General features: G+C 71.1%; 17 protein-coding genes. 7 read left to right on the forward strand and 10 right to left on the reverse strand.

What is annotated here, in order from left to right; all coding sequences use genetic code 11:
- Positions 1 to 26 precede the first annotated feature (26 nt).
- Entirely contained in the window at positions 27 to 548 is a 522-nt protein-coding gene (locus ACMTAK_RS46400) for an IS630 family transposase (protein WP_413811725.1), read from the forward strand.
- Between the two features lie 23 nt (positions 549 to 571).
- On the opposite strand, the gene ACMTAK_RS46405 is transcribed toward ACMTAK_RS46400, so the two are convergent.
- Positions 572 to 1,765, reverse strand: a complete 1,194-nt coding sequence (locus tag ACMTAK_RS46405; RefSeq protein ID WP_413811726.1) for an MFS transporter — start codon at positions 1,763 to 1,765, stop codon at positions 572 to 574.
- A 136-nt stretch (positions 1,766 to 1,901) separates the two neighbouring features.
- On the opposite strand from ACMTAK_RS46405, the gene ACMTAK_RS46410 reads away from it, so the two are divergent.
- Positions 1,902 to 2,477: a TetR/AcrR family transcriptional regulator gene (locus ACMTAK_RS46410; protein ID WP_413811727.1), complete on the forward strand. Its 576-nt coding sequence runs from the start codon at positions 1,902 to 1,904 to the stop codon at positions 2,475 to 2,477.
- A 241-nt stretch (positions 2,478 to 2,718) separates the two neighbouring features.
- Here ACMTAK_RS46410 and ACMTAK_RS46415 read toward each other — a convergent pair whose 3' ends face one another.
- Positions 2,719 to 3,348, reverse strand: a complete 630-nt coding sequence (locus ACMTAK_RS46415; RefSeq protein ID WP_413811728.1) for a TetR/AcrR family transcriptional regulator — start codon at positions 3,346 to 3,348, stop codon at positions 2,719 to 2,721.
- A gap of 263 nt (positions 3,349 to 3,611) precedes the next feature.
- On the opposite strand from ACMTAK_RS46415, the gene ACMTAK_RS46420 reads away from it, so the two are divergent.
- The 3 genes from ACMTAK_RS46420 to ACMTAK_RS46430 all read left to right on the forward strand — a co-directional run bounded on the left by ACMTAK_RS46420 (position 3,612) and on the right by ACMTAK_RS46430 (position 7,953).
- Positions 3,612 to 4,925, forward strand: coding sequence for a UDP-glucose dehydrogenase family protein (locus ACMTAK_RS46420; protein ID WP_413811729.1), 1,314 nt, complete (start codon positions 3,612 to 3,614; stop codon positions 4,923 to 4,925).
- A 58-nt stretch (positions 4,926 to 4,983) separates the two neighbouring features.
- A complete protein-coding gene (locus tag ACMTAK_RS46425; RefSeq protein WP_413811730.1) occupies positions 4,984 to 6,219 on the forward strand; it encodes a glycosyltransferase in 1,236 nt (411 codons plus the stop codon).
- A gap of 117 nt (positions 6,220 to 6,336) precedes the next feature.
- Positions 6,337 to 7,953 carry an MDR family MFS transporter gene (locus tag ACMTAK_RS46430; RefSeq protein ID WP_413811731.1) on the forward strand — a complete coding sequence of 539 codons (1,617 nt, stop codon included), beginning with the start codon at positions 6,337 to 6,339 and terminating at the stop codon, positions 7,951 to 7,953.
- 79 nt (positions 7,954 to 8,032) lie between these two features.
- Here the strand turns inward: ACMTAK_RS46430 and ACMTAK_RS46435 are convergent, their stop codons facing one another.
- Positions 8,033 to 8,749, reverse strand: coding sequence for an SDR family oxidoreductase (locus ACMTAK_RS46435; RefSeq protein ID WP_413811732.1), 717 nt, complete (start codon positions 8,747 to 8,749; stop codon positions 8,033 to 8,035).
- Between the two features lie 81 nt (positions 8,750 to 8,830).
- Here ACMTAK_RS46435 and ACMTAK_RS46440 point away from each other — a divergent pair, with 81 nt between their 5' ends.
- The gene (locus tag ACMTAK_RS46440) at positions 8,831 to 9,643 is read left to right on the forward strand and encodes a helix-turn-helix transcriptional regulator (protein ID WP_413811733.1); all 813 of its coding nucleotides are present in this window, start codon (positions 8,831 to 8,833) and stop codon (positions 9,641 to 9,643) included.
- 25 nt (positions 9,644 to 9,668) lie between these two features.
- Here ACMTAK_RS46440 and ACMTAK_RS46445 read toward each other — a convergent pair whose 3' ends face one another.
- The 7 genes from ACMTAK_RS46445 to ACMTAK_RS46475 form a co-directional block, all read right to left on the reverse strand.
- On the reverse strand, positions 9,669 to 10,571 hold the full coding sequence (locus ACMTAK_RS46445) for a hypothetical protein (protein ID WP_413811734.1): 903 nt from the start codon (positions 10,569 to 10,571) through the stop codon (positions 9,669 to 9,671).
- Positions 10,572 to 10,700: 129 nt separating this feature from the next.
- Entirely contained in the window at positions 10,701 to 10,967 is a 267-nt protein-coding gene (locus tag ACMTAK_RS46450; protein ID WP_210945177.1) for a GlsB/YeaQ/YmgE family stress response membrane protein, read from the reverse strand.
- Between the two features lie 215 nt (positions 10,968 to 11,182).
- Positions 11,183 to 12,706 carry an LCP family protein gene (locus ACMTAK_RS46455; RefSeq protein ID WP_413811735.1) on the reverse strand — a complete coding sequence of 508 codons (1,524 nt, stop codon included), beginning with the start codon at positions 12,704 to 12,706 and terminating at the stop codon, positions 11,183 to 11,185.
- 132 nt (positions 12,707 to 12,838) lie between these two features.
- Complete coding sequence (locus ACMTAK_RS46460) at positions 12,839 to 13,486, reverse strand: NADPH-dependent F420 reductase (protein WP_413811736.1); 648 nt, start codon at positions 13,484 to 13,486, stop codon at positions 12,839 to 12,841.
- Positions 13,487 to 13,516: 30 nt separating this feature from the next.
- Positions 13,517 to 14,344, reverse strand: a complete 828-nt coding sequence (locus ACMTAK_RS46465) for an inositol monophosphatase family protein (RefSeq protein ID WP_413811737.1) — start codon at positions 14,342 to 14,344, stop codon at positions 13,517 to 13,519.
- A gap of 208 nt (positions 14,345 to 14,552) precedes the next feature.
- Entirely contained in the window at positions 14,553 to 15,947 is a 1,395-nt protein-coding gene (gene dctA, locus ACMTAK_RS46470; RefSeq protein WP_413811738.1) for a C4-dicarboxylate transporter DctA, read from the reverse strand.
- Positions 15,944 to 17,062 carry a PrpF domain-containing protein gene (locus ACMTAK_RS46475; protein ID WP_413811739.1) on the reverse strand — a complete coding sequence of 373 codons (1,119 nt, stop codon included), beginning with the start codon at positions 17,060 to 17,062 and terminating at the stop codon, positions 15,944 to 15,946. The genes dctA and ACMTAK_RS46475 overlap by 4 nt, the downstream gene beginning before the upstream one ends.
- A 146-nt stretch (positions 17,063 to 17,208) precedes the next feature.
- Between ACMTAK_RS46475 and ACMTAK_RS46480 the strand changes: the two genes are divergently transcribed.
- Positions 17,209 to 18,168 carry a LysR family transcriptional regulator gene (locus ACMTAK_RS46480; protein WP_413811740.1) on the forward strand — a complete coding sequence of 320 codons (960 nt, stop codon included), beginning with the start codon at positions 17,209 to 17,211 and terminating at the stop codon, positions 18,166 to 18,168.
- The last annotated feature ends 22 nt before the right edge of the window (positions 18,169 to 18,190 follow it).

An 18,190-nucleotide genomic window follows, 5' to 3' on the forward strand; every position in this document is an offset into this window, starting at 1 on the left:
ATATCACCCGGCCGTCGGCCGGCGGGGTGTCGTACAGGGCCAGCAAGGGCAGGGCTTGGCGTCCAGTAGGCAAGCCCCGCCGGCTGCGGGCCACCTACAACCGGTACGGCGGCGTGATGCACATGCTTGCCGCCCTCGACCTGGCCACTGGCAAGATCTACTACAGGATCCGGCAGCGCAAACGGTGGCGAGAGTTCCTCGGCCTGCTCAAGACCCTGCGCTCTCGCTGGCCTGGGGAGAAGCTGTACGTCGTCTTGGACAGCTTCTCCCCCCACAAGCACGCCGAGGTCCGCAGCTGGGCCGCTGACAGCGACGTCGAGCTGGTCTTCCTGCCGACCTACGGATCCTGGCTGAACTGGATCGAATCGGAGTTCGCGGCCCTGCGCTACTTCGCCCTCAACGGCACCGACCACCGCACCCACGAGGAGCAGAACGCCGCCATCGCCGCCTACATCCGCTGGCGCAACGCCCGCGCCGAGCCCAAGACCCACTTCGCCCCTGACTCGCCAATCCGCCTGTGGACCGCATACCCGTCCAAGGCTGCATGACAAGTGGTCCGGTCAGTTCTCGATCAACGCCCTGCGGGGAATGCTGCGCGCCGGCCGAAGCCGACCATGACGAGCGCCATGAGCGTGAGAGCGATCATCCCGGCTGGAAGAACCGGTGCGCCCACGCCATCAACGACCACAGCCCCCACAGCACCACCCGCAAAGATCGCCATGTTGAAGGATGTCGTCAGCATCGCGTTCGCCGCATCGGCGTTCTCGCCCGCGGCCTCCCCCATGGCCGTCTGCAACTGCGTCGCCGAGCCGCCGAACGCGAGGCCCCACAGGACGATCGCAAGCAGCACGAGCACAGTGGACTGCTGCGCGGCGGCAAGAAACGCTGGGGCGACTATGAACAGGGTCACGCTCGCCAGGGTGAGCCTGCGAAGTGCGCGGTCGACGAACACGCCGGTGATCCAGATACCTCCGAGTGCAGCGACGCCGAAGACGAGAAGTGTGACGTCGGGCCGGAGCGCGAGACGCATCTGCTGCAGATAGGAAGCGATGTAGGTGTAGAGCAGGTTGTGCGCGAGCATCCAGACGAATACGACGGCGAGGATGGTCGCCACGCCGGGAATGCCCAGCACTCGGCTGAGCGGAGCGCGTGTCTGTGTCGACTGCCCCGGGGCGTCGGGCACGAGGAACTTCGCGAAGATCATGACGATGACGCTGAGCAGTGACATCGCGGCGAAGGACCAGCGCCACCCGACCGTCGAGCCCAGCCAGGCGCCAAGGGGGGTTCCGACGCAGAGTGCGACCGGGGTTCCGGTCATGGCGATGGCAAGGGCGCGCCCGGCGTGCTCAGGTGCGGCGATACGCCGGGCGTATCCGGCAAGCATGCCCCATAGCAGACCAGAGAAGGCTCCCCCGACGAACCGGGCGACGAGAGCGACGGTGAACGACGGCGATACCGCGGTGACGGCGTTCGCGACAAGGAACCCGAGCAGGCCCGCAAGGAGGAGCGGCTTCCGCCGTGCCCCGCGCGTCAGCGCGATCGCGGGTATCGCCGAGAGGACCGTTCCGATCGCGTAGGCGCTCACGAGCTGGCCGGCGCCGCCTTCGGAGACGTCGATTCCGGCAGCGAGCTGCGGGAGCAGCCCCGCCGGCAGCGTCTCGGTCATGATCACGACGAATCCGGTACACGCCATCACCACCAGCGCCGGAACGGGGAACGACTCGTGCGCTCGCTCGCGGACCGGCGTGGAACACGTTGTGGTCATCGGGGCGGACCTCCACTAGTTATGGATTAAACGATCCGATATTGACAGGGGGTGCTGTGCGCGTCAAACTGGATCAGTCAGTCCGTAATAGAGGAGGTTCGCCGTGCCCCCCGTCGGCCGTCCCCGCACCTTCGACATGGAAGCCGTCCTGGAGGCCGCGATGCTGCTGTTCTGGGAACAGGGCTACGAAGCGACATCGCTGGCCCAGCTCCGCGAGACCACAGGGCTGTCCTCCGCGAGTCTGTACGGCGCCTTCGGCTCGAAGGAGGGACTGTTCGAGAAGGCCGTTGAGCACTACATCGCCGGACCGGGCAGCGTCACCGATGTCGTGGCCGACGAGGCGGTAAGTCCCCACGAGGCCATCGCCCGGCTCCTCCACGGGTCGATCAACATGCAGACCGACACGTCCCACCCTCGCGGATGCCTCGTCGCCCTCTCGGGGACGGTCCGGGCGCCGGGAGCGGGCGAAGCCGGAGCGCGAAAGGTCGTAGCGGCGCGCCGCGCAGCGGACCGAGCACGCATCAGGGCGTGCATCGTACGCGGCATCGCCTCAGGAGAACTCGCCGAAGACACCGACGTGGACGGCGTCACGTCAATGATCCACGGCTTCTTGCTCGGTATTTCGACACAGGTATGTGACGGCACATCAGCACGGCACCTGCACGCCGCGGCCGACGCCGTGCTCGCGAACTGGGACACGCGGGGAAGCTGACGCTCACGCGCACCACACCTCGACATCGGTCCACGCACAGCCCCCGGAACCGCACGACTTCAGGCGAAATGAATCGCGTGCACAACCGGCGGCGCCCTGGCCTGCTGACTGCCGGGCAACCCGTCGATTACCCGGCCAACGATGCGAGCCGAGCCACTGGCCACAACGGCTTTTCGAGGCCACAACGGCTTCGCCAAGCCGCCGTATCGCGTTCCCCGCCCCGGGGCGGAGCGAGGAGAGGTCAGCCGTCCTCGCTCCTGGCCCCGGGGCAGCCCGCGTCCAGCAGCGGGTCGATACCCGCCCGGAGGAAGCGCAGCAGGGTGTCGTCCGGTGTGGCGGCCAGCGCCGGTGAGCGGATGGCCAGGCGCAGCAGGGTGATGCCCATCAGCCACGCCGCCATCAACTCGGCCCGCAGCTCGGCGTCCTCGCCCTCCAGACGCCGCGCGAACCCCTCCGAGAACACCTCGGTGATCTCCTCGCGGAACCGCCCGAGGGTCTCCTCCCGGCTGGAGGAGCGCAGCTTGGTCAGCAGCGGATGCGGGGCCTCCTCCTCGGTGGGCCCCGTGGAGACCACATCGCAGATCCACGCCGACACCTCGTCCAGCGGCAGATGGCGCAGCGGCTCGAACATTCCGGTGCTGGTCGACACGGCGTCGAACAGCGCCTCCTTTGAGCCGAAATAGCGGTAGACCAGGGCGGCGTCCACCCCCGCGTCCTTGGCGATGTCGCGCACGCTGCAGCCGTCGTAGCCGTATCTGGCGAACCGCAGCGCGGCGGCTCCCAGCAGGGCGCTGCGCGTGCCCGCCGCGTCGTATCTGCGGGCACGGCGGGGGTGGCCGTCGCACTCTCGTGAGTCGCTTGCCCGGTTCACCTGTCGTACCTCCGCCTGGACCGTGCCGTACATGCTGCCGGTTCAGCCTCGCATGTCCAGAAGTCATCCACTGTTGTCATCAGTTGTTGACCAAGCTGTGGACCGGCGCGTTATGTTTTGTCAACGCGTGGTGACTTTGGTCGCCGAATCGCGCGGTCCAGGCCGGACGACGGTGTCCGGCCTGCTCGTATCCCGACCGGGTGGCCCTGCGCCGCCCTCGCCACGCACCCGCATCTGACCCCCAGCAGAAGTGGTGATCCCCTGTGCAGATACGACGCGTCGCGGTGGTGGGCACCGGCTATGTCGGACTGACCACCGGCGCCTGTCTGGCCAGCCTCGGCCATCGAGTGGTGTGCGCGGACACCGACCACCAGAAGGTCGAACGGCTCCGGCGCGGACAGGTCGACATCCTCGAGCCCCGGCTGCCCGAACTCGTCCGGGAGGGACTGGACTCCGGGCGGCTCGCGTTCGTCCGCGACACCCGGGCCGCGGTCGCCGACGCCGATGTGGTGTTCCTGTGCCTGCCGACCCCGATGGGCGTCGGTGGCGCCGCCGACCTCGCCGCCGTCGAGGCCGTGGCGGACCAGATCCGCGACGCGCTGCCGCGCGGCAGCGTGGTGGTCAACAAGTCCACCGTGCCCGTGGGCACCGCCGATCGCGTCGCCGCGCTGCTGGACCGCCCCGACGTGGCCGTGGTCAGCAACCCGGAGTTCCTCCGCGAGGGGTACGCGGTGCGCGACTTCCTCCACCCCGACCGCATCGTGGTCGGCGCCGCGGACCGGGACGCGGCGCGACGGGTGGCGGACCTGTACGCCGGGCTGGACGCCCCGCTGGTGCTCACCGACGCCGCGGGCGCCGAACTCGCCAAGTACGCGGCCAACTTCTTCCTGGCCATGAAGCTCTCCTTCGCCAACAACCTCGCCACGCTGTGCGAGCGCTTCGGCGCCGATGTGGACGATGTGCTCACGGGCATCGGCCACGACCCCCGCATCGGCTCGGCGTTCCTCAAACCGGGCCCCGGCTGGGGCGGCTCCTGCCTGCCCAAGGACACCCACGCCCTACTGACGATCTGCCAGGAATCGGGCGTGGACTTCCCGTTGCTGGGCGCCACCATCGAGACCAACGTCGAACACCAGCGGCGGCTCGTCGAGCGCGTGGTGGCCGGATGCACCCCGGGCGACGGCTCGCTGCGCGGCGTACGGCTGGGCGTGCTGGGCCTCGCCTTCAAGGCGGGCACCTCCGATCTGCGCGACTCACCGGCACTGGCCATCGCCCGGCTGCTCAAGGAGCGGGGCGCCGAACTCCACGCCTACGACCCCGCGCTCAGCGAGACCCGCCCCGACCTCAGCGATCTGCTCACCCTCGCGGACACCCCCGAGGAGGCCCTCCAAGGAGCGCGCGCCTGTCTCGTCCTGACCGAGTGGCCGGAGTTCCGAGACCTCGACTGGGAGCACATCGCCGGACTGCTCGGATCCCCGCACGTCTACGACTTCCGCAACCTCCTGGACCCGGACCGGCTCCGCCGCGCCGGACTCACCTGCCAGGGCATCGGCCGCACGCCCGCGATGGCGAGCTGACCGCCCCGCCCGCCCCTTCCTCGCCGTACGAGACCCTTCCCACAGAAAGGCCCCTGCGTTGCGGGTACTGTTCACTACGCTCGGCAGCCCCTCCCACGGCCGCGCCCAGCTTCCCCTGGCCCGGGCCCTCGCGGCGGCCGGCCATGAGGTGCTGGTGGCCACCACCCCGGTCCTCGCCCCCGTCTTCGCATCGGACGATGTGCGGGTGACCACGTGCCTCGACGACCTCTCCCCGGCGACCTTCCTCGGCCCCGCGATGGCCGAGGAGGCCGGCCCGGCCGGTCCGCCGGACATGGCCCGGATGGACGATGCGGAGCGGCAGGCTTTCCTGCTGCGCGTCGTCACCAAGGTCCTGTCCGGCCCGATGGCCACAACGCTCTTCGACGCCCTGCTCCCCGTGGCACGCGACTTCCGGCCCGGCCTCATCCTGCGGGACGGCATGGACCTCGGCTCCTGCCTCATCGCCGAAACCCTCGGCATACCGCAGCTGCCCACCCCTTCCGGGAGCAGCAACACCTTCAACCCGGACAAGGTGCTGCCGCACCTCAACGCCCTGCGGCAGCAGCACGGGCTGTCCACCTCGGAAGACCCGCTGTCGGTGGTCCCGCACGGGCGGATCGACTACGTACCCCCGGCCTTCTCCTTCGCCCAGCACCTGCCGACGTCCTGGGCCTACCGGCAGACGGTGGACGTGGACCGCGGCGCCGTGCTGCCGCGCTGGGTCGCCGAACTGCCCACCGACCGCCCGCTGGTGTTTGCCGCCATCGGCACCGCGATCCCCATGCTCCGCGACAAGGCGCGCGAGGCGGACGCCTCCGCGCCGGCCATGCCGATGCCGGATCCGGTGCAGACGCTGCGGACCATGATCCAGGGGGTGTCGCGGCTGGAGGAGTGCAGTGTCGTCCTCGCCACGTCCGGCATCCCCGTGGACACCGACGGGGTGCCGCCGCATGTGCACATCACCGAGCGGCTGCCCCAGCCACTGCTGCTGGAATCCGTGGACCTCTTCCTCACCCACGGCGGCTTCAACAGCATCCGCGAATCGATGCGCACGGCGACACCGATGGCGGTGCTGCCCCAGTTCGGCGATCAGCCCGGCAACGCACAGCGGGTCGAGGAACTCCGGCTCGGCAAGCACATCACCGACACCACCGCGGACGGTATCGCCGCCGGCTGCCGTGAGGTGCTGGCCGACGAAGGCTGCCGCGCCGTGGCCCGCCGGGCGCGGTTGGAGATGCTGGCGCTGCCGGAGATCGACAGCGCCGTCCCCGACCTGGAGAAGCTCGCCCGATAACACCCCGACGCCGGAGCCCGGGCCCCCGGCGCCCGGGCTCCGGGCCCGCTCCTCCCCACGGGTTTCCAGCCCCCCGCTACGTCCCCCACGCGCGGCAGAGAAGGTTCGCAGGTACGTATGTCGTCCTCATCCACCACCACCGAGCCCACCGAGCCCCAGACCCCCGCCCGGCTGACCCACCGCCAGGTCGTCACCGTGCTGTCCGGGCTGGTGCTCGGCATGTTCCTCGCCGCGCTGGACCAGACCGTGGTCTCCTCGGCGCTGCGCACCATCGCCGACGATCTGCACGGACTCACCGCCCAGGCGTGGGTGACCACCGCCTATCTCGTCACCGGCACCATCGTCACCCCGCTGTACGGAAAGCTCTCCGACATCTACGGCCGCCGACCGGTCTATCTGGCCGCGATCGTGCTGTTCACCTTCGGGTCGCTGCTGTGCGGATTCGCCACGTCCATCCATCAGCTCGCGGCCTTCCGGGCGGTGCAGGGCCTCGGCGGTGGCGGGCTGATGTCCCTCGCCATGACGATCATCGCCGACATCACCTCGCCACGGGAGCGCGGCCGCTACCAGGGCTACATCACGGCGGTGTTCGCCGGGTCCAGTGTTATCGGCCCCCTGGTGGGCGGGGTGTTCGCCGGGCGCGCCACTCTGCTGGGGATCGACGGATGGCGCTGGATCTTCCTGGTCAACGTGCCGCTGGCGGCCCTCGCCATCGTGGTGATCCTGCGGGTGTTGCACATACCCCACCAGCCCGTACGGCACCGGCTGGACTACGGCGGGGCGCTGACGCTGGCGGTCGGCATCGTGCCGCTGCTCGTCGTGGCCGAACAGGGGCGGAGCTGGGGCTGGGCCTCGCCCCGGGCGCTGGCGATGTACGCGGTGGGCGTGGTCGGGCTGATCTGCTTCGTACTGTTGGAGCGGCGGATGGCGGATGCCGCGCTGCTGCCGGTCAGGCTGTTCCGCATCCGCGCGTTCCGACTGGGCACCGTGCTGCACTTCACCGTGGGCATCACCATGTTCGGCGCCATGACGACACTTCCGCTCTATCTCCAGCTGGCCAAGGGCATGAGCCCGATGGGGGCGGGCCTGGCCACGCTGCCCACCATGGCGGCGAATGTCACGGTGACCCTGGTGGTGGGCCGGCTGATGTCACGGACGGGCCGGTTCAAGGTCCATCTGGTGGCGGGCGTCGGCTCCCTCACCGTCGCCATGCTGGTGTTCGCCACGCTGAGGGACGACAGCCCGCTGTGGTACGTGGCCATCGGCATGGTGTTCATGGGGGCGGGTCTCGGTGCGGCGATGCAGACGATCACCACGCTCGCCCAGTCCGAGGTGCCCCGGCAGGACATGGGGGCGGCCACCGCGTCGGTGAACTTCTTCCGGTCCAACGGCGGCACGGTGGGCGCCGCCGCCTTCCTGTCCATCCTCTTCTCCCTGGCCGGTACGCGGATCAGCGACCGCCTGGCGGTGGCCTCCCAGGACGCGTCGTTCCGCGGGCTCGCCGGGGAACCGGCGAACGCGGAGGCGCTGAAGGGCGTCGTACGGCCCGACGGCGTGGTGAACCTGGAGGACTCGGCCTTCCTCCACCGCCTCGACCCGGCCGTGGCGCAGCCGTTCCTGGAGGGCTATGTCAGCGCCCTGCGCGTGGTCTTCCTCACCGGGGCCGCGGTGGGCCTGATCGCCTTCGTGATCGCCGCCTGGCGGGTTCCGAACACCCAGCTCTCCGCCGACTGACTGACGCGGTCGGCGGGAGCGGGCGGGACACCGAGGCGACGGCGAGCGGACCACCGCACGGCCCGGGTGAAGCCGGGGACTACCAGGGCGCCGGAGTGCCGTCCCAGGAGAAGAACCCGCCGGTGGGCCCGGTGTCCGGGAGGAGGGCGAGCCGGACCGCGCCCGCCGCGCCCTCGGCCGGATCCCCGTCGCTCCCGGCGGCGCGGGCGTTCAGATCTGTCCTGCGCAGCCCGGGGGCCAGTGCGTTGACCTTGAAGCCTTCGGAAGCCAGGGCCTGTGCGGTATAGAGGGTCAGGGCGTTCAGAGCCGTCTTGGAGGAGCGATAGGCCGCGCCCGACCCGGCGGACACGGCGAACTGGTGCTCCGGGTCCGCGCTCCAGGTCAGCGAGCCGGTGCCGCTGGAGACATTGACGATCCGGGGCGCGTCCGAGCGGCGCAGGGCCGGGAGGAAGGCGTTGGTGACGGCGAGGACGCCGAAGACGTTGGTCTCATAGGTCCGGCGGAAGTCCTCGAGATCGGCCTCGGGCGCCGTGCTGCCGCCCACCATGATCCCCGCGTTGTTGACCAGGATGTCCAGCCGTTCCAGCCGGGCCGCGGCCGTGGCGACGCTGTCGGCGTCGGTCACGTCGAGCACCATCAGCCGGGCGTCGCCGCCGATCTCCTCGACGGCCCGCCGCCCCCGCTCGGCGTCGCGCGAGCCCACGTACACCGTGAGCCCCTCGGCGGCGAGCTGGCGTGCGATTTCCTTGCCGATGCCCTTGTTGGCACCGGTGACCAGTGCTGTGCGATCGTTCATGGCACCAAGGGTTCCCCGGCCACGTTCACCCTGCCAGGGACAACCTGTCCCAGGCAGTATCCGTCAGCCGAAGGAGGCAGCATGGCGAGGCACGAGCTGGCCCGCTTCCTGCGGGACCGCCGCGAGGGGCTGCGCCCCCAGGACATCGGCCTGCCCGCCGACCCCCACCGCCGTACCCCAGGGCTGCGGCGGGAGGAGGTGGCGGAGCTGGCCCATATGTCGGTGGACTACTACACCCGCCTGGAGCAGGCCCGTGGTCCCCGGCCCTCGCCGCGCATCCTGGACGGGCTGGCGGGGGCGCTGCGGCTGGCGCCCGCGGAGCGCAGCCATCTGTTCCGGCTCGCGGGGACGAGCGCGCCCCCGGGCGCGCGGGCGGTGCGGCGGGTCCGCCCGCATGTGGCCCAGATGCTGCGGCGGCTGCCGGACACCGCGGCGATCGTCACCGACGCCGCCTACGACGTGATCGCCTGGAACCCGCTGGCGCAGGCCCTGCTGGGCGACGACCTCGGCCGGGACAGCAACCTCGCCCGCCGTCGCTTCCTCGGCCGGGGCCACGTGTACGACAGCTCCAGCGCCGAGGAGTTCGGTCACATCGTGGTCGCCCGGCTGCGCCGGGCCGCCGACCGCTACCCCCGGGACGCGGCGCTCACCGCGCTGCTGGGCGAACTGCGCACCGGCAGCGAGGAGTTCCGGCGGATCTGGGAGGAGCGTCCGGTCCACGCCCCCGGACACCGGACCAAGACCGTCGACCACCCCACGGCCGGAACACTCCGGCTGAACTGCGACGTCCTGCTCGTCCCCGAGGACGACCAGGAGGTGGTCCTGATCACGGCCGACCCCGGATCCCCCTCCGCCCGTACGATCCGCGGCCTCGCGGCCGCCGTGGGACCGTGATGGCGCGGCGTGCGGCCGCCCGCGTCTAGCTCCAGCTCGGCGACTGCGCGTTCCGCTCGCCGAACGGCACCGGCCGGCCGGTGAGCGCGTCGAGGAGCACACGGTCGCCGACCGGCCGCTTCAGCTTCACCGTCACCTCCTCGCTCAACAGCTCGGAGGTGCAGGGACCGTCCTCGGCCCCCACGACGGAACCGGACAGCACCACGCTGCCGCCAGTCTCCAGCACGTCCACGGCCGCGCCGTCGTCACAGGATCCGTGGCCGGCCCGTACGGTGATGGACCGGCCGTCCCCGGCCACCTTGACCAGCTTCAGCGGCGCGGGCCCATGAGGAGACCCCGCGCGGGTGGGCCCGATCGGCGGCTGGGGGAGCTTCGACGGGCCGAGCGCGGCCCGCTTGAGCGGGGTGTCGTAGCCCTCGAGGGAGAACAGCCAGGCCGGGACGGTCGCCGGGCCCCGGCTGGTGGCCACGGTCATCTCGCCCATCCTCGCGCCGGTCACGGTGAGGTGTGGGCCGTCGTCGCGGCCGCGGCCCACGCTCTCGTACGCCGTTCGCGCCCCCATCAGCGGGAGTATCAGCGAGCCCCCGCTCCGCCACCGCACCTGCCCGCCCTCGTGCGGGGTGGCGGGGAGTTCGCCACGCAGAACGACGTTCCGGGTGGTGTAGGCCCGCCGGTCGGCTTGGGTGCGGAAGCCGTTCGCGGGGAGCTGGACCGCGTCCCCCATCGGGTGGTAGCCCGTGCGCCACGCCTCGGCGGCGCGGGAGCCGTCCCAGGCGTCGGCCACCATCCGCGCCCGGGATTCCGGTTCCTTGTCCTTGGCCTTCACCGTCTCGCCGCCGCAGCCGGTGAGGGCACCGGCCGCGGCGGCGGACAGGATGAGCGCGATGGATGCGTCGAGCGTGCGCGTGCGCGTGTGGTTCGTGTGCATGGTTCCCCCAGGAACGGACGGCGACGGTGAAGCGGCGCGGTGTGTGTGGGGGGAGTCGGTACCGCTCTGTGACGCGCCGGCGCCGGGCTGGGTTCCGTGCCGTCCGCGCGCTTCGCGCCGTCCGTGCCGTCAGTTCCGTGAATTGCCGAACAACAGCCGGTACACGACGAGGAGAACGAAGGCGCCACCGATCGCCGCGCCCCAGGTGGCGGGGTCGAAGAACTCCTTCTGGACCGGGCGGTCGAAGAACTTCGCGGAGATCCAGCCGCCCACGAAAGCCCCCGCGATGCCGATGGCCGTGGTGCCGACCAGCCCGCCCGGGTCGCGCCCGGGGAGGAGGATCTTGGCGATGACTCCGGCCAGCAGGCCGAGGATGATCCAGCTCACGATACCCACGTTGTTCGTCCCCTTCGTCGTGCTGTTGTGCTGTCGTGCCGTGTGCCGGGGTGAGTGAGCCCGGTCGATGACGTGTTCAGCCGGTTGCGCAGGTGTACGGGCGTCAACGAAGACGCGGCCCGCTCGGCGGTGGTTGCGAGCGGCTTGATCTTCCGGATGCCCGGGGAGCGGTGCGCCATGCCTGGGCCGGATGTGAGGGCCGTGCGGGGATCCGGTCAGCCGTAGGACAGGTTGGAGCAGGGGTCGTCGTCGGCGGAGCGGGCATCGTCGGCCACGTGGGAGGACGGCGTGGACGGTGCGGAGGGCGTGGGGGGCGTGGAGGCGTCGGGGGAGGGCGCGGTGAGGTATGTGCGTCCCAGGGTGAGGCTGATGCCCGGGGTGGTGGCGGGGCGCAGCCCGGCGCCGGGGAAGAGCCGGGCCACGGTCTGTGCCCGGTCCCGCTCACCGGGGCCGTAGCCGACCACGGTGGTGGCGTGGTCCTGGGTGTCGGCGTTCGTGGCGCCGGTCACGGTGAAGCCATGCGTCCTGAGCGTGTCCGCGGCGCGTGCGGCGAGGCCCGGGGTGGTGGTGCCGTTGTAGACGGTGACGCTGATGCCCGCGCCCGACACGGCGGACGTGGCGCTTGGCGTGGCGGGGTCCCGGGGCTCGTCCTTCTTTCCGCCGGCCGCCTTCCCGTCGATGGTGCGGTCGGCCCTGATGTCCGCCCAGAGCCCGTCGGCGTCGGGCTGGACGACGGCGACGCGTTCGCCCTGGTAGCGCCAGGGGATGGTGACGAACTTGGTGTTGTGCAGATCGATGTCCTTCATCGACATGGCGAAGGACATCAGCTTCTTCGCGGAGCCGAGCCCCGGATCCACGGTCATGGACTTGGTGGCCGCGTCCGCCAGCGGATACAGCGTGGTGGGGTCGATTCCCTGGCTCTTCACCTTCTTGAGCAGGGCGGAGATGAACGCCTGCTGCCGCCGTATGCGCCCGATGTCGGAGCCGTCGCCGATCCCGTGGCGGATGCGCACGTAGTCCAGCGCCTTCTGCCCGGAGACCGTCTGGACCCCCTTGCTGAAGATGCGCTTGCCGCGGGTGGACCGGCTGGGGCTCAGATCGCGTTCGTAGACGTCCTGGGGCACGCACACCTGGACCCCGCCGACCGCGGAGGTCATCCGGGAGAAGCCCTCGAAGTCGATGACGACGGTGTGGTCCATGCGCAGCCCGGTCAGCTTCTCGACGGTGTTCTGGGTGCAGGCCGGATTGCCCCGGGCGGTCTCGCCCACGGAGAACGCCGAGTTGAACATGGCGTTCCGTTGCGTCCTGGTCCATGAGCCGTCGGGCAGCCGGCACGGCGGGATGTCGACCAGCGTGTCGCGCGGTATCGACACCCCGACCGCGTGCTTGCCATCGGCGTAGACGTGCAGCAGCAAGGCGGTGTCCGAACGGCCCACGTCTCCGGTGCCGCCGCCCAGCTTGCTGTTGTCGCCCGACCGGGTGTCCGAGCCGATGACCAGCACGTTCCGACCGGCGGCGTTTCCCTCCGGCCGGCTGTCGGAGAGGCCGTCCGACCCGAAGGTGGTGATGTTCCCGTTCAGCTTGAAGTAGAGCCAGCCCACTCCGCCGCCGAGCAGCACGAGGAACGACACCACGATCACCAGAGCGATCCGCAGCGGGCGGCGCCCCTTGCGCTGCCGCTCCGCGTCCGTCCGTTCCGCGGCAGCGCTCCCCGTCGTCTCCCCGTCTCTGCCTGTCATGCGCGTCCTTCGTCCGGCGGCTGTTCGGAAGAGAAGACGATCGATGCTGGCCTCAGGTTCTATCAATGCGCAAGGGCATGTTCCCTGGCGTGTGGTAGAACACGTCCCCGCGGTGCCGGAGGGGCGGGGCGGTCAGCGGGCCAGGGAGACGGCGAACGGCCGGAATCCATGGCGGCGCAGCACATGGGGGACCAGCAGTACGAGGGCCTCGGTGGCACGGGCGGTGGTGATGTCACCCAGATCCTCGATCCACTCGGGCTTCCAGCCGAGGTCGCCGAGGAGGCCCGCGGTGATGGCCTTGGCGTCCGCGTCGTCGCCGGAGAGATAGACGCTGGGCGGGGTGGACAGCTCGGCGGGGGCGGTCATGACCGGGAAGAGCATGGTGTTGAGGGTCTTGACCACCCGGGTCGCGGGCAGGGCTCCCTGGAGCCGCTGGGCCAGGCTGCTGCCGGGATAGCACAGGTCCGAGGGGAGCCCGTCGGGCGTGTGCCGGGTGGCGTTGGAGACGTCGATGAGGACCTTGCCCGCCAGTTCGGTGTGCAGGGCGGAGAGGCGTTCCAGGGCGGTGTCGCCCGGGGTGGCGTTGATGACGATGTCGGTGGTGGCGGCGGTGGTGCGCTGGTCGGCGTGGCGCATCTCCGGAACGGCGCCGGTCTCGTCGGCCGGGGTCTCCCGGGGCCGGTGCCGGTGGCCGAGGGTGATCTGGTGGCCGGCGGCGGCGAGTGCGCGGGCGAGGCCGCTGCCGACGCGTCCGGTGCCGAGGATGCCGATGCTGGTCATACGGGTGAACTCCTTGCCGGGGGCGGGTGGTCAGGCGATGGGCGACAGGACGGAGACGGCCTCGGCGTGGATGCCGGGGGCGGTGGCCAGGAAGTCGGCGCCGGCCAGGTCCCAGGGGTTGCCCCGGGTGTCGGTGACGGTGCCACCGGCCTCGGCGACCAGCAGCGCGCCGGCCACCAGACCGGAGCGCACATCGGAGAACTGCCAGAACGCGTCCATGCGCCCGGCGGCCACATGGATCAGCTGGAGGGTGGCGGGCACGGAGACCCGGACGACGAGGCCGTGGACCAGCATCCGGGTGACCGACGCGCCGATCCGGTGGAAGGTGTGCTCGTCCTCGCCCGGCCGGGCCTGGCCGGTGCCGACCAGGGCCGCGGCCAGGTCCGTCTTGGCCGACACCCGCAGGGGCGCGCCGTTCAACGTCGCGCCGCACCCGGTCACCGCCGTGTAGAAGTCGCCGGTCAGCGGCAGATGGACGACGGTGAGCACCGGGTGGTTGTCGCGGACGAGGGTGGCGGTCACGGCCCAGTCGGACATGCCGTGCACATGGTTGATGTTGCCCTCGGCCGGGTCGACGATCCACCACTCGCCCGGCGGCAGCGCACCGCCCTCCAACTCGTCCTCGGCCCAGCGCGCGCCCGGCCTGGCGGCCATCAGCGGCCCCCTCAGGACGTCGAGCACCGCGTCGTCGTTGGCGTGGATCTCCGCGACGATCTCGTCGAGCTCCACCCCGCGGGCGTGTGGGGTATGGCGCTTCCGCAGCAGGTCACCGGCGGTGCGGACGGCCGCGGTGACCCGGGCGAGCAAGGCGGCGTCGAGGCCGGTTTCGGATGTGGTGGTGCCGGTGGGCATGGACATGAGTGCTCCCGCGATGGTGAAGGAGGGGGAGGCTTGGCGCGCGCTTCGCCGTCTGTGCCTCGACCGTAGGCACCCTCGACGATGACGGCAATTGCACATATGGCACTGCTGGGTTTACCCGGGCGCAACGGAAGACGGCGGGCCGGCAAACGACGCCCGGGCCGAAGCGTTCGCTTCGGCCCGGGCGGTTCGCCAGGTGGCGGCGTGGTCAGCCGATGGCGGGGACGGGTTGGCGGGGCGATCCCGCCGGCTCCTCGGGAACGAGGTCGTCGGTGGCCGTGTCATCGGGGTTGAAGGGCAGGTCGCCACGGAGCACCGCCCGGGTCCGGGCCTCGTCCAGCTGCCCCTCCCAGCGGGCCACGGCCAGAGTGGCGACACCATTGCCCACCAGGCTGGTCAGGGCCCGCGCCTCGGACATGAACCGGTCGATGCCGAAGATCAGCGCGAGGGCCGCCACCGGAACATGGGGGACGGCGCTGAGCGTGGCGGCCAGGGCGACGAAGCCCGAACCGGTCACCCCCGCCGCGCCCTTGGAGGTGAGCAGCATGACGGCGAGCATGGTCAGCTGCTGGGTGAGGCTGAGGTCGATCCCCACGGCCTGGGCGAGGAACACCGAACCCATGGTGAGGTAGATGGCGGTTCCGTCGAGGTTGAAGGAGTACCCGGCGGGCAGGGTGATGCCCACGACCGGTTTCGAGGCGCCGGCGTGCTCCAGCTTGGCCATCATGCGCGGCAGCACCGGTTCGGTGGACGAGGTGCCGAGTACGATCAGCAGCTCCTCCTTGATGTAGCGGAGGAACGGCAGCAGGCGCAGTCCGCCCAGGCGCATCACCGTGCCGAGGACCACCAGGACGAAGAAGAGCGCGGTCAGCCAGAACGAGCCGACCAGCAGGGCAAGATGGCGCAGGGTGCTCAGGCCGTAGTTGCCGATGGTGAAGGCCATCGAGCCGAAGGCGCCGATCGGTGCCAGCCGCATGATCCAGCGGATGAGCCGGAACAGCACCGTGGAGAGCTTCTCCACGCCCGCGGCGATGCTCGCCCCGGCCTCGCCACTGGCCTGCAGACCGAAGCCGAACAGGACCGCCACCAACAGCACCGGCAGGATCTCCTCGCCGGTCAGCGCGCTCACGAGGGTGTCCGGGATGGTGCTGAGGACGAAGTCCGTGAAGCTCTCATGGCCCTGGGTCGCCTCGGCCGGGAGGCTGTCGGTGCTGAGGGTGGAGACATCGACGTGCAGTCCGCTGCCGGGCCGTACGACGTTGACCACGACCAGCCCGATGACCAGGGCGATGGTGGTCAGGATCTCGAAGTAGACCAGGGCCTTGAGGCTCACCCGGCCGACCGTTCTGCGGTCGCTCATGGCGGCGATGCCGTGGACGACCGTACAGAAGATGATCGGCGCGATCATCATCCTCACCAGCGCGACGAAACCGTCTCCCAGCGGTTTCAGCTCCGCCCCGAAGGAGGGCCACAGCGAACCGACGACGACCCCGGCGAGGACCGCGAGCAGGCACTGGACATAGAGGCGGGACAGCAGCAGGCGGATGCGGCCGGGCCGGTCGGGGGCGGCGACGGTGCCCGGCGCTGCGGCGTTGCGGCTCATACGGGGCGTCCTTCCGGGACGGGAACGAGAAGTTCGGCTCGGGCGATGCGCCGGGCGGCGCGGTGCAGGAGCACCGTGGGGGACGCGCCGTCCGGTGCGGGGACGGCTCGGGCGGTGATGACGCCCGCGGGGGTGCCCAGCCGCAGCGTGCCATCGGCGGTCTGCCGCGTGACGCGGTGGGCGAGGGTGCCGGGGGTCGCGGCGGCCGTCGCCAGGGCGACGGCGGAGGTGAGGCCGATCGCCGGATGCGGGGCGTGCATGGAGACCATGCGCACCGCCATGTCGTACCGGTCCTGAGTGACCAGGTGACCGTGGGTGGTGCGGTATGTTACGGGGCCGCCGACGACACCGACCTTGGGCACCGCATGGCTGACCGGGGCGTCCTCGCGGACCAGCCCCATCGCGAGCGCCGCCTTGCGGCGCAGCACGGTGAGCGCGGGCACCACGGTGGCGAACGCGGCCAGGGATTCGGAGCCGTCGAGGCCGAACGCCTTGGCGTCGAAGAGCGCGGCGGGCGCGCCCGCGTCCACGAGCGAGGCTTCGACGGGGCCGTCCGGCCCGGTCAGGGTGTCCAGGGGGCGGCCGGTGGGCAGGGCGCGGCCGGTGGTGGACCCGGCCGGGTCCTGGAACCCCAGCAGGACCGGCACCCCGAGCGCGTCGGTGCCGGGCACCACGGCGGTGCCCTCGTCGGGCGCGGTCAGGCCGGGGGTGGGGATGGTGCCGGTGAGGCGGGCCCCGGTGTTCACATTGAGCATGCGGACGGTGGTGGTGTCCGAGGTGACCGGCACCAGACCGCGGTGGACGGCGTACAGCGCGACCGCGGTGGCGCAGTTGCCGCAGTTGCTGGTCCACTCCACCCGCTCATCGCCGATGCCCACCTGCGCGAACGCGTAGCAGACATCCACGCCCGCCACGTCCGACAGCTGGACGATCGCGGCCTTGGAGGTGGTGGACGAGGCGCCGCCCACCCCGTCGATCTGGCGGGGGTCGGCCGCGTTGAAGGCGGCGAGCAGCAGGGTGTCGGCATCCACTCCGGTGGCTACCACGTCGTGGTGGTCGAAGATCCAGCACTTGCTGGTACCCCCGCGGATCATCTCGCCCTGCAGACGCAACACAACGGACTCCCCATGGCCGTGGAATCGACACCCCGCCGACGGCTCCTCCGTGGGCGGTGGCATCTACGGTGTGTTACCGCAGCGTGAAGTACAATCTCGGAAATCTGCAGGGGTATTAAGCAGAACTGAAGGCTTGAGGTGATGTCGTGCTGGACGTCCGGCGCATTCTGCTCTTCGCCGAGGTGGCCCGGCGCGGCTCCGTGACGGCCACCGCCCGCGCCCTGAACTACACGCCATCAGCGGTGTCCCAGCAGGTCAGCCGACTGGAGACGGAGGCCGGCCAGCCGCTGCTGGACCGCCACGCACGGGGCGTCACCCTCACCGACGCCGGGCGCGCCCTGGCCGACCGCGGGGAGCGGATCGCCCGTGAGCTGAAGGCCGCGGAGAGTGAGCTCGCCGACTTCGCGGGGCTCCGCGCGGGCACTCTGCGCATCGGCACCTTCCCCACCGTCGGCGCCTCGCTGCTGCCGCCCGCCGTCATCGCCTTCCGTGAAACCCACCCGGACGTACGGCTGACCGTGCGCAGCGCCCGTATCGCGGGCCTGTGGTCGATGCTGGAGAGCCGGGAGATCGAGATGTCGCTGATGTGGGACTACGACTGGTGCCGCATCGACCGCGAGGACGTGGACATCACCCCGCTCCTCGACGATCCGCCCGCCCTCCTCGTCGGCGACCGCCACCCGCTGGCCACCCGTACCGACGCCACCCTCGCCGATCTCGCCGACGATTCGTGGATCACCCGTGCCGACCGCCATCCGGTGGCCGAGGCCCTGGTGCGCAGCTGCCGGGCGGTCGGCTTCGAACCGCAGATCGCCTATGAGGCACACGACTACCAGGAGGCGCAAGGCCTGGTGGCCGCCGGTCTGGGCGTGGCGCTGGCCCCGACCCTGGCCCTGGAGGGCATCCGCCCCGGCGTCAGCGTGCTGCCGCTGCGCCCGCCCGCGCCGGTGCGCCGGATCCTGCTCGTGCGCATGGCCGACCACGCCCTCACCCCCGCCGCCGGGGCGTTCCTCGGCTCGCTGCGGGAGAGCGCCGCGGCCCGGCGGACCGACGCGCCGGACGCGGGCGGGCGAGCGGTGGTGCCGGATCCGCGCTCCGGCTCATGACGGGCTCTCTCATGACGGGTTC

Source organism: Streptomyces lacaronensis (genome assembly GCF_047337785.1).
GTDB classification, from domain to species: domain Bacteria; phylum Actinomycetota; class Actinomycetes; order Streptomycetales; family Streptomycetaceae; genus Streptomyces; species Streptomyces lycopersici.